Source organism: Deltaproteobacteria bacterium (assembly GCA_016875395.1).
Taxonomy (GTDB): domain Bacteria; phylum Myxococcota_A; class UBA9160; order UBA9160; family UBA6930; genus VGRF01.
The window spans coordinates 1-10,344 of record VGRF01000052.1 but is presented as its reverse complement, the minus strand read 5'-3'; the positions used below and the strand labels follow the sequence as shown (position 1 = coordinate 10,344).

General features: G+C 67.7%; 13 protein-coding genes. 12 read left to right on the top strand and 1 reads right to left on the bottom strand.

Features of this window, described 5'->3' with window-relative positions; genetic code table 11:
- Window positions 1–42 precede the first annotated feature (42 nt).
- Entirely contained in the window at window positions 43–1,167 is a 1,125-nt protein-coding gene (locus FJ091_21545; GenBank protein MBM4385939.1) for an amidohydrolase family protein, read from the top strand.
- A 69-nt stretch (window positions 1,168–1,236) separates the two neighbouring features.
- On the opposite strand, the gene FJ091_21540 is transcribed toward FJ091_21545, so the two are convergent.
- The gene (locus FJ091_21540; GenBank protein MBM4385938.1) at window positions 1,237–2,295 is read right to left on the bottom strand and encodes an NAD(+)/NADH kinase; all 1,059 of its coding nucleotides are present in this window, start codon (window positions 2,293–2,295) and stop codon (window positions 1,237–1,239) included.
- A 58-nt stretch (window positions 2,296–2,353) separates the two neighbouring features.
- Between FJ091_21540 and FJ091_21535 the strand changes: the two genes are divergently transcribed.
- The 11 genes from FJ091_21535 to FJ091_21485 form a co-directional block, all read left to right on the top strand.
- Complete coding sequence (locus FJ091_21535; GenBank protein MBM4385937.1) at window positions 2,354–2,854, top strand: OmpA family protein; 501 nt, start codon at window positions 2,354–2,356, stop codon at window positions 2,852–2,854.
- A gap of 18 nt (window positions 2,855–2,872) precedes the next feature.
- A complete protein-coding gene (gene hspQ, locus FJ091_21530) occupies window positions 2,873–3,208 on the top strand; it encodes a heat shock protein HspQ (GenBank protein MBM4385936.1) in 336 nt (111 codons plus the stop codon).
- 5 nt (window positions 3,209–3,213) lie between these two features.
- A complete protein-coding gene (locus tag FJ091_21525) occupies window positions 3,214–4,365 on the top strand; it encodes a thiolase family protein (GenBank protein ID MBM4385935.1) in 1,152 nt (383 codons plus the stop codon).
- Window positions 4,362–4,778 (top strand): Zn-ribbon domain-containing OB-fold protein, encoded by a 417-nt coding sequence (locus tag FJ091_21520; protein ID MBM4385934.1) that lies wholly within the window; start codon window positions 4,362–4,364, stop codon window positions 4,776–4,778. Before FJ091_21525 ends, FJ091_21520 begins: the two co-directional genes overlap by 4 nt.
- 201 nt (window positions 4,779–4,979) lie before the next feature.
- Complete coding sequence (locus FJ091_21515) at window positions 4,980–5,738, top strand: DUF3450 domain-containing protein (protein ID MBM4385933.1); 759 nt, start codon at window positions 4,980–4,982, stop codon at window positions 5,736–5,738.
- A complete protein-coding gene (locus FJ091_21510; protein ID MBM4385932.1) occupies window positions 5,738–7,114 on the top strand; it encodes a MotA/TolQ/ExbB proton channel family protein in 1,377 nt (458 codons plus the stop codon). Before FJ091_21515 ends, FJ091_21510 begins: the two co-directional genes overlap by 1 nt.
- The gene (locus FJ091_21505) at window positions 7,107–7,634 is read left to right on the top strand and encodes a MotA/TolQ/ExbB proton channel family protein (protein MBM4385931.1); all 528 of its coding nucleotides are present in this window, start codon (window positions 7,107–7,109) and stop codon (window positions 7,632–7,634) included. Before FJ091_21510 ends, FJ091_21505 begins: the two co-directional genes overlap by 8 nt.
- Window positions 7,635–7,636: 2 nt before the next feature.
- Entirely contained in the window at window positions 7,637–8,050 is a 414-nt protein-coding gene (locus FJ091_21500) for a biopolymer transporter ExbD (protein ID MBM4385930.1), read from the top strand.
- Between the two features lie 9 nt (window positions 8,051–8,059).
- A complete protein-coding gene (locus FJ091_21495; GenBank protein MBM4385929.1) occupies window positions 8,060–8,473 on the top strand; it encodes a biopolymer transporter ExbD in 414 nt (137 codons plus the stop codon).
- Between the two features lies 1 nt (window position 8,474).
- The gene (locus FJ091_21490; protein MBM4385928.1) at window positions 8,475–9,089 is read left to right on the top strand and encodes a TonB family protein; all 615 of its coding nucleotides are present in this window, start codon (window positions 8,475–8,477) and stop codon (window positions 9,087–9,089) included.
- Window positions 9,090–9,092: 3 nt separating this feature from the next.
- On the top strand, window positions 9,093–10,344 hold a 1,252-nt coding region (locus tag FJ091_21485; GenBank protein ID MBM4385927.1), incomplete at its 3' end, for a tetratricopeptide repeat protein.

Sequence of the window (10,344 nt, the reverse complement as noted above, 5' to 3'; positions counted from 1 at the left end):
GCGCGGCGGTATCGTGCGCGCAACGCACACGGGAGCATGCGCATGCGCGACATCGTCATCTCCGCCGACTCGCACATCACGGAGCCGCCCGAGACTTACGTCGACCACATCGAGGCGAAGTGGAAGGACCGCGCGCCGAAGATGCGCTTCGACAACGACAAGCTCGGCGACGCGTTCTTCGTCGACGGCATGCCCGCGCCGATCGCGATGGGCCTCGTGGCCGCGGCGGGCACGCCGCCCGAGAAGATCCGCACCACGGGCGTGAAGTTCTACGACATGCACCCCGGCGGCTGGGATCCGAACGCGCGCCTCGCGGAGCAGGACAAGGACGGCGTTCACGCCGAGGTGATCTACCCGACCGTGGGCATGGTGCTCTGCAACCACGCCGACTTCGACTACAAGACCGCGTGCTTCGCGGCCTACAACCGCTGGATCGCTTCGTACTGCTCGAAGCACCCGGCGCGCCTGATCGGCCTCGGCCAGCTCGCGATGCGCACGCCCGAAGACGGCATTCGCGAGCTGCGCGAGATCAAGTCATTAGGGCTCCGCGGCGTGATGATGCCCGGCAACCCCGCGCTCGAGGACTACGACTCGCGCGTCTACGACGCGTTCTGGGAAGCCTCGATCGAGCTCGGGCTGCCGCTCTCGTTCCACATCCTCACCGACCGCAACTACGCCTTCCGCCACGAGACCCGCGGGCCGAAGATGAACGGCTTTCTCAGCATCATGCGCGGCTGCCAGGACATCATGGGAACGCTCGTGCTCGGTGGCGTGTTCGAGCGCCACCCCGCGCTGAATGTGGTGTGCGCGGAGGCCGACGCCGGCTGGGTGCCTCACTACATGTACCGGATGGACCACGCCTACAAGCGCCATCGCTACTGGCTGCCCGCCGGCCAGCAGCTCTCGAAGCTCCCGAGCGAGTACTTCCGCGAGAACATCTACACCACGTTCCAAGACGACTGGGTGGCGTTCAAAGTCGCGAACGACATGAACTGGAAGCACCTGCTCTGGGCCAACGACTTCCCGCACAGCGACTCGACGTGGCCGTGGAGCCAGGAGATGCTCGCCGAGCACACGAAGTCCCTAACAAGCGAGCACAAGACCGCGATTCTCGGCGCGAGCACCGCGCAGCTGTACGGCATCGATGTGAGCAAGCTGGCGGCCTGACCGGAACGCCAAGAATCGCCGACGGGCGCTGGAGATCGTCGGCTCACCTGACTCGCACTTCACGAGACCTCAACAACACCCCGGTCCTTCCCCCGAATCCCCCTCGTCGTGCCAGTGCGGGAGATCGAGGAACAGCCCGCGCTGCGCGGCGCTCGTCAGGGCGCGCGACACGTCGATCTGCCAGGGGCCGTCGCGCACGACGCGCAGCTCGGCGCGTTCGCCGGGGGCGAGCACGCGCTCGCGGTCGCCGTCGAACTCGAGGATGCCGGGGCCTTCCACGATCACGGGCTCGCCGAGCGCGACGCGCTTGGCGTTCGTGACGAATGCGGTGCGGTAGAGGCCGGGCGAGATCGGCGTGAGCAGCGCGCGGCCGCCCTGCCCCGGCGCGCAGCAGGCGACGTCCACGCCGGCGTCGTCTTCCTTGCGTGTGGGCAATAACAAGCCGCCGAGCGGCGACATGCCAACGGCGTCCGGCTCGGCGCGCGAGAGCACGGCGCGGCGAATCTTGCCCGCGTCGAACGGGAGCAAGCTGCCGGGGTGATCGTCCGCCACGAGCACCGCGTCGATCAGCGCGAGCGTCTCCGCGCCGTCCGCGAAGCGCGCACGCACCACCTTGGCGCGCTGCGCGACTGCTTCGAGCGCGAGCTTGCCGCTTGCGACGAGGCCGACCGCGGCGCCGGCGAGCGTCGCCTCGACGCGCTCGGGGAAGACGTTGTTCGTGCCGAGCGAGAGCGCGACGAGCGGCGCATCCGGCCACGCGCTCGCTGCGATGCGGCTCGTGCCGTCGCCGCCCATCACGAGCAGCGCGGCGCAGCCGGCGTCGCGCATCGCGAGCACGGCGCGGGCGGTGTCGGCGGGCGTGGTGGTGATCGGGCCGACGTCGAGCTGCGCGAGCGTCACGCCGTCGAGCGCGAGGTACTCGAGCGCCTGCTCGGCGAGGCGAAACACGTCGCGCACGAAGTGGAAGTGCGTCGCCCCCGCGGCGGCGGCACCCACGACCGCGCGCGCGAGCTGGCTGCGCTTCACCTCGAGCGACTCGGTCTGCGCGCGGCCCACCAGCCGGCGCACGTCGCGGCCCGACATCGGGTTCAGGATCAGACCGACCGGTCGCGGGGCGGATGTGAGCATCGGCCGAGGGTTCATTCGCACGCGAGCTTCGGCAAGCTTGCGGCCAAGGGAGGCACGCATGAGGAGCAGCTGTAGGAAGGTGCTGGCGATCGCGTTGCTCGCGCTCGCCGCGGGCTGCGCGACGAGCAAACAGGCGCAACTTTCGAGCGCGCTCGGCGCCAGCGGCTTCGAGACCCGCGTCGACGACCGCGGCGTCACGGTGCTCGTGACGGACGTGCTCTTCGACTTCGACAGCTCCGAGCTCACGCCGGCGGGCGCTGCCGCGGTCGCGACGATCGCCGAGATCGTGAAGCGCCTCGCGCCCGCGAACCGTCTGATCTGCGAGGGCCACACCGACGCGCGCGGCACGGACGCGTACAACTTCGAGCTCTCCTTGCGACGCGCGCGCCGCGTCGCGGATGCGCTCTCGGCGTCGGGCATCGATGCTCAGCGAATCATTTCGCAGGGCCTCGGTGAGACCCGGCCGCTCGCGAAGGAGAGGAAGGCCGACGGCGGCGACGACCCCGCAGGCCGCGCGCGCAATCGGCGCGTCGAGGTGGTGATCGCGAACGCGGAGTAGCGCACACTCGCGCGCGTCATGAGCGAGCTCCGCGAAGCGCGATTCCGCATCGGCCAGGTCGTGCGCCACCGCATCCACCCGTTTCGCGGCGTGATCTTCGACGTCGACCCGGAGTTCGCGAACACCGAGGAGTGGTGGCTCTCGATTCCCGAGTCGCTGCGGCCGCGCAAGGACCAGCCCTACTACCACCTGCTCGCGGAGAACGAGAAGACCACCTACGTCGCGTACGTCTCCGAGCAGAACCTGCTCCCCGACGCCGAGAACGGGCCGGTGGCGCACCCGCAGGTCAGCGAGATGTTCGGCGAGCTGCGCGACGGATTCTACGCGCCGCGCTTCAGCCGCACCGCGCACTGATCGGCATGCCGGCGAACCCGCTGCACGGCGTCGCCATCGTCGGCGCCTACAACACGAAGCAGGGGCGGAGGCTCGACGTCCCAGAGACCGACCTGCTGCTCGACGCAATGCGCGGGGCGGTGCGCTCCGCCGGTCTCACGCTCGCGGACGTCGACGGGATCCACTGCAGCTCCTCCACGCGCTGGCGTCCGCGCGAGACCGCGATGTGGCTCGGCGGCCGGCCGCTGTGGACCGGCACGGGTGACGTCGGGATTCCCGCAGTGCTCGAGGCGGCGCTCGCAATCGCGTCGGGACAGTGCCACACGGTGCTGATCGCGACGGCACAAGCCGGCGAGTACGTGAATCGCGAGGAGACGGCACCGTGGACGCGGCCGAGCCACGAGTTCACGGAGTGCTTCGGGCTCTTCACCGCCGCCGAGTTCGCGCTGATCGCGCGCCGGCACATGCACTTGTACGGAACGCGCGCGGAGGATCTCGCAGAAGTCGCCGCAACCATCCGGAATCACGGCGCGCAGAACCCGGATGCCGTGATGTATGGGCGGCACGTCACCCGCGCGGACGTGCTCGCCTCGCGCCCGATCGCCGAGCCGTTTCGGCTGCTCGACTGCGCCCTGACGAGTGAAGGCGGCGCCGGGCTCGTGCTGACGAGCGCCGAGCGCGCCCGAGATCTGCCCGTGCGCCCGATCTGGCTCCTCGGCGGCGCGCTCGATCGCTGCGGCATGTCGTATGTGACGCCGCCCACCTGGGACCGCTACGGCGACGTCGGGGCGCGGGCCGCGCGGCTCGCGTTCGGGCAGTGCGGCCTGACGCGGCGCGACGTCGACGTGGCGGAGCTCTACGACCCGTTCAGCTTCGAGGTGATCCGCCAGCTCGAAGCGTTCGGGTTCTGCGCGCGCGGCGAGGGAGGCGCATTCGTGCGCGACGGGCGGATCGCGGTCGGCGGGGAGCTCCCGGTCGCCACCAACGGCGGCCTGCTCTCGTTCAGCCACGCGGGCCTCGCGCAGCTGCTGCAGAAACCGATCGCCGCGGCGCAGCAACTTCGCGAGGAGTTGCCGGCGGCGCTGACGGTGCGCGGCGCAGAGGTCGCGATCGCGACGAACGGCGGCGCGGGCGCACTGTTCTGCGACGTGCTCCTGCTCGGGAAGGAGCGCGCGTGAGCGAGCGCCCGCTCCCGCGTCCGACGGAGCTGAGCCGCCCGCACTGGGACGGCTGCCGCGCAGGCGTGCTCCGCGTGCAGCGCTGTCGCAGCTGCCGCTCCTACACCTTCATTCCGCAGCCGCTGTGCACCACGTGCCACACGGGCGATCTCGAGTGGACCACGTCGCGAGGAGAAGGCGCGGTCTACAGCTTCACGGTCGTGCACCGCGCTCCGCACCCATCCTTCGCAACCCCCTACGTGGTCGCGATCGTCGCCCTCGATGAGGGCTTCGAGATGCTCGCGAACGTGGCGTGCGATCCGAGCGAGCTTGCGATCGGCATGCGTGTTCGCGTCGCGTTTCGCGCGCTCTCGTCCGAAATCTCGCTGCCCTACTTCGTTCAGGCGCGCAGCGAGTCACCGCCCGCAGCATGAAGCGCGGATGAAGCTCGCGTTGTGGCGAACAATTTCTGTTCTAGAACCGCGGACATGCTTGACTCTCGATTTGCGCCGCGCTTACCCTCCGCGACCTCGGGGCCGGCTTTTCCGTCGGCACCGCTGTGCACGTCCCCCAATCCTTCCTTCCAGGAGAAGCGCGCCCAAATGATGCTCCTCACTCGCAACCGCGCGAGGGCCTTGGCCTTCGTCGCATTCGCCGCGCTGCCTACGGCCGCGGTGACCGGAGCGAGCGCACAGTCGCTCGACTCGATCATTCAGGCGCAAGCCGCCGCAGATCGCGAAGCCGCTTCCGCGCAAGAGCGCGTGAGTGCGCTGAACGATCAGGCCAGCGATGCCGCGGGGCGCTACCGCCAAGCGCTCGCCGACTTCGACAGCCTGACGCGCTTCAACGAGCAGCTGCGAACCCAGGTGAAGTCGCAGGGCGACGAAGTGGCGTCGATCCAGCGCCAGCTCGTCGAGATCGAGACGACGCAGCGCGAGATCCAGCCGCTGATGCAGAAGATGGTCGACAAGCTGGTCGAGTTCGTGAAGCTCGACGTGCCGTTCCTCGCGGAAGAGCGCAACCGCCGCGCCAGCAATCTCCAAGAGATCATGCCGCGCGCGGACGTGACGATCTCCGAGAAGTACCGCCGCATCCTCGAGGCGTACCAGATCGAGCTCGACTACGGCCGCTCGCTCGAGACGTATCAGGGCAAGCTCACGGCCGACGGCGCTGAGAAGACCGTCGACTTCGTGCGCCTCGGCCGCGCGTCGCTCATGTACCAGACCCCGGATCTGAACGAGACGGGCTACTGGAATCAGAACACGCGCTCGTGGGTGGTGGACAACGACTATCGGGAGGCGGTGCTGAAGGCCATCAAGGTCGCCAAGAAGCTCGGCGCCCCTGACCTCCTCGAAGTGCCGGTGCCGGCGCCGCACGCGGAGGTGCAGTCGTAATGCGCGCTCGAATTCTCGCTCTCTCGGTCGTCCTCGCGACGCAGACGCTCGCGACGGGCGCCTTCGCTCAGGCCACCTCGTTGGCCGAGCTTCTCAAGCAGGTCCAGAACTCGCGCGCGGAAGAGCAGCGCATCAACGCGGAGCGCGAGCGTGAGTTCAAGGCCGCCCGCGATCGTCAGGCCGGCCTGATGGCCGAGGCGGAGCGCAAGCGCGCTGGGGCGGAGGCGACCTCGTCGTCGCTCTCCGCGCAGTACGACGCGAACGAGATCCGCATCAACGAGCTCAACGAGCTGCTTCGCCAGCGCCAGGGCAACCTGGGCGAGCTCTTCGGAGTGACGCGCCAGATCGCAGGCGAGATCTCGAACTCGCTCGGCGATTCGCTCATCAACTCGCAGTTCCCCGCCGCTGAGGGCACGGAAGACCGCGTCGCGTTCCTGAAGCGCATCGCGGATGCCAAGTCGCTGCCGTCCATCACCGAGCTCGAGCGCATGTGGAGCGAAATCACTCAGGAGATGATCGCGAGCGGTCAGGTCGCGAAGTACAACGCCTCGGTCGTGCAGCCCGACGCCACTTCCGCGCAGATGGAAGTCGTGCGCGTCGGCGGATTCACGGCTTCCGCGGGCGACGAGTACCTCGTGTATCGCGACGGCGCCCTCAAGGTGCTTCCCCGCCAGCTCCCCGGCCGTGCTCGGGGTCTCGCTGAGGACCTCGCTGGGGCGAGCGGCGATGAGTACAACGAGGCGGTCGTCGACCCTGCCCGCGGCGTCCTCCTCGAGCTCGTGACGGAGCGTCCGAGCTGGGTGGACCGCTTCATCGAGTCGGAACCGATCGTGTACTTCATCTTGTTCGTCGGCTTCGTCGGTCTCGTCCTGGCGGCCTACCAGACGGTCTTCCTGCTCGGCGAGCGCAGCAAGGTGCAGCGCCAGCTCGCGAACACAGCCAGTCCGTCGAACGACAATCCGCTGGGCCGCGTGCTCTCGGCTTTCCGCGGCGACCCGAACCGCATCGAGGAAGATGCCGAGGTCGCAGAGCTCCGCATCTCCGAAGCCGTGCTGCGCGAGGTGCCCACGCTCGAGCGCTTCCAGGCGTTCCTGCGACTCGCCGTCGCGGCAGGTCCGCTGCTCGGCCTGGTCGGAACGGTGGTCGGCATGATCGTCACGTTCCAGACCATCACGGAGACGGGCCAAAGCGATCCGCGCCTCATGGCGAACGGCATCGGTCAAGCCATGATCGCGACGGTCGCAGGCCTCGGCATCGCGATTCCGCTGCTCTTCATCAACGCGTTCCTGACCTCGATGTCGAAGGGCATCGTGCAGGTCCTCGACGAGCAAACGACGGGCCTCCTCGCGGAGAGCCTCGAGAAGCGACGTGGATAGCCTGAACCTGCTTCCGTTCGTGCGGGCGACTCGCGAGTTGTTCGCGGAAGGCGGGCCCTTCGTGGTGCTGATCTTCCTGAACGGCGCGCTGCTCTGGATGCTCATCGCCGAGAGGTATTGGTTCTTCCGGAACCGCCTCCCGGCGCTGGCAGACGAGCTTCACGCGAAGTGGGTTGCGCGGAAAGAGCACAACACGTGGGCAGCGCGCCAAGTTCGGCGAGGGATGATCTCCCAGCTGAATGGCGCGATGAACGCGAGCCTCCCCGTGCTCAACATGCTCGTGCCGCTCGCCCCGCTTCTCGGCCTGATCGGGACGGTGTCGGGCATGCTCGCGGTGTTCGACTCGATGGCGCTGCGTGGATCGGCGGACGCGCGCACTATGGCGAGCGGCGTGTCCGAAGCCATGGTGTGCACCATGACGGGCCTTGCCGTCAGCATCACCGGTCTCTTCCCGCAGTACTACTTCCGAACCCGAGCTCGCCGAGAGACCGAGCTCCTTGCGGATAGGTTCACCTTCTAACCATGCGCATGAAACGACACCAGGAAGAGACGCACGAGTCGACCACCGGCATCGACCTCGCGCCGATGCTCGACTTCGTCGTCAACCTCCTGATCTTCTTCATCATCACGGCCGTGTTCGTGAAGGAAGTGGCGCTCGAGGTCAATCGCCCGCAAGGCGAGATGACGACTGATTCGAGTCCCGAGAACGCGTCCATTCCCATCTCGATCCTCGCGGACGGCTCGATCTGGGTGGACAACCGCGAGGTGGACAACCGGGCCGTGCGCGCGAACGTCGAACGACTGCACGCGGTGAAGCCGAAGGCCGGCGTGCTCATCATCGCCGACCAGAGTGCGCCCCACGGTACGGTGATCGACGTGGTCGACGCTGCACGCCTCGCTCAGGTCGACAACATCACCTTCACGACTGGCCAATGAGGCTTCTCGATGCAAATCCGTAGACACGCGCCGGAGAGCGAAGACCACGGCATCGACCTCGCGCCGATGCTGGACTTCATGGTCAACCTGCTGATCTTCTTCATCATCACGACTTCGTTCGTGAAGGAAGCCGGCATCACGGTGACGAAGCCGGACGCGCTCACCGCCGAGAACCGGCAGAACGGCAACATCATGATCGCCATTCGTGAGAACGGCGATATCTGGATGGACCGCCAGCAGGTCGACTTCCGGCGCATGCGCGCCATCATCGAGCGCCTCTCCGTCGAACGCCCCGACGACTCCGTGGTGATCGTGGCGGACAAAGACTCGAAGGCCGGCATCGTCGCGCGCGTGATGGACGAAGTGAAGATCGGCGGCATCCGCGAGATCTACCTCGCCGCCAACGACGCGGGAGCAGAGTGAAATGCCCTCCTTCCTTCGCACGCCGGCCACTTTCGCCGCTGGAGCTTTCTTCACCTCGCTCGTCTTCTTGCTCCTCTGGGTGTTCATCCACACCGGCGAGAGCCAGGCCTTCGAGATGACCGACGCGAAGCGCGTCGAGTTCACCCGCCTGCGGCGCGACACCGAGACCGCTTCGCGCCGCGCGTCGAAGGCGAAGCGTGATCGCCCGGACATCGCGCCTCAGGCCCCCAAGATGAACTTCGCAAGCTCCTCGGCTTCCACCGACGCGGTCGCGATGCTCACGCCGGAGGTCAACGCGCGCGCCGCGATGACCAAGATGACGGTGAACGTCGGCGGCTCCGATCGCGACATCATGCCGCTGGTCCGCATCAACCCCGACTACCCGCCTCGCGCGCAGAGCCGCGGTATCGAGGGCTGGGTGTTGGTCCAGTTCACGATCACCGCCGCCGGCACCGTGCGTGACGCCAAGGTCGTGGACGCGAGCCCGAGGGGGTACTTCGAGGAAGCCGCGCTCAAGGCCATCGCACGCTGGCGTTACAACCCCAAGGTGCAGGAAGGCGTCGCGGTCGAGCGCGTCGGCGTGCGCGTTCGCCTCAGCTTCAACATGGAGAGGTAGTCCATGCGATCGACTCGCCTGATTCGAACGGCTTGGTTCCTCCTGATCGCCCTCGCCCTCTCGGCCGCGCCCGTCCTGGCGCAGTCCAAGAAGGAAGAGGAAGAGGCAAAGAAGAAGGCGGCTGCCGCCAACTCGATCGACGCGCAGACGGGCAAGAAGCTGCAGGCGGCCATCGACGCGCTGAATGCCACCCCGCCGCAGTACACGACAGCGAAGGGATCGCTCGACTCCATCAAGCAGGACGGCCTCAGCCCCTACGAGTGCTCGCGCGTTCAGCAGCTCTACGCCGCGATCTACAACTCCCAGGAGAAGTTCAACGACGCGCGCGGCGCACTGAACAAGGCGATCACGTGCGGAGGCTTGAACGAGGTCGAGCTCGATCAGGTCAGCTTCAACATCGCGCAGCTGTACCTCGCCGAGGAGAAGTGGAAGGAAGGCGCGGCGGCGCTCGAGTCGTGGATCGCCAAGACGCCGAAGCCCAACTCCAACGCGTACTACATGCTCGCCGTCGCCTACTACCAGATGGGCGATGAGCGGCGCGCGCTGCCGCCCGCCGAGAAGGCGATCGCGATGGCGGAGAAGCCGCAGCCGAGCTGGCTGCAGCTCGTGCTCGCGCTCTACCTGAAGAACGAGCAGTACGCGAAGGCGGAGCCGATGGTCCGCAAGCTCGTGGCGGCGGAGCCCTCGAAGAAAGCGAACTGGGTGCAGCTCTCGGCGGTGCTCGGCGCGCAGGAGAAGTACGACGACGCGCTGATCGCGCTGAACCTCGCGTACCACATGGGTCTGCTCACGGATGCGACGGACCTGACGCGCCTCGCGGACCTGATGGCGTTCAATAACCTCCCCTACCGCTGCGCGTCGATGCTCACGAAGGAGCAGGCGAAGGTCGGCAACAGCGGGAAGACGTTCGAGAAGATCAGCAACTGCTGGGTCGCCGCGCGCGAGTGGGACAAGGCGGTTGCCCCGCTCAAGAGCGCAGCGAACGCATCGCGCTCGGGCGATCTCTGGGCCCGCCTCGGCGAGGTGCAGGTCCAGCGCGAGGATTGGAACGGCGCGATCGACGCGCTGCGCAAGGCGCTCGAGGCCGGCAACGCGCGCGACCCGGGCAACGCGCAGATCCTCCTCGGAATGTCGTACTACAACCTCAAGAAGCCGCAGGAAGCCCGCCAGTGGTTCCAGCGCGCGATGGGCACCCGCCACGCCAAGCAGGCGGAGGGCTGGATCCGCGCGATCGACACCGAGAGCGGCAAGTCCT

Coding starts and splice junctions, on each gene's coding strand:
- FJ091_21545 (MBM4385939.1), top strand. CDS start 43: ATGCGCGACATCGTCATCTCCGCCGACTCGCACATCACGGAGCCGCCC.
- FJ091_21540 (MBM4385938.1), bottom strand. CDS start 2,295: ATGCTCACATCCGCCCCGCGACCGGTCGGTCTGATCCTGAACCCGATG.
- FJ091_21535 (MBM4385937.1), top strand. CDS start 2,354: ATGAGGAGCAGCTGTAGGAAGGTGCTGGCGATCGCGTTGCTCGCGCTC.
- hspQ (MBM4385936.1), top strand. CDS start 2,873: ATGAGCGAGCTCCGCGAAGCGCGATTCCGCATCGGCCAGGTCGTGCGC.
- FJ091_21525 (MBM4385935.1), top strand. CDS start 3,214: ATGCCGGCGAACCCGCTGCACGGCGTCGCCATCGTCGGCGCCTACAAC.
- FJ091_21510 (MBM4385932.1), top strand. CDS start 5,738: ATGCGCGCTCGAATTCTCGCTCTCTCGGTCGTCCTCGCGACGCAGACG.
- FJ091_21500 (MBM4385930.1), top strand. CDS start 7,637: ATGCGCATGAAACGACACCAGGAAGAGACGCACGAGTCGACCACCGGC.
- FJ091_21495 (MBM4385929.1), top strand. CDS start 8,060: ATGCAAATCCGTAGACACGCGCCGGAGAGCGAAGACCACGGCATCGAC.
- FJ091_21490 (MBM4385928.1), top strand. CDS start 8,475: ATGCCCTCCTTCCTTCGCACGCCGGCCACTTTCGCCGCTGGAGCTTTC.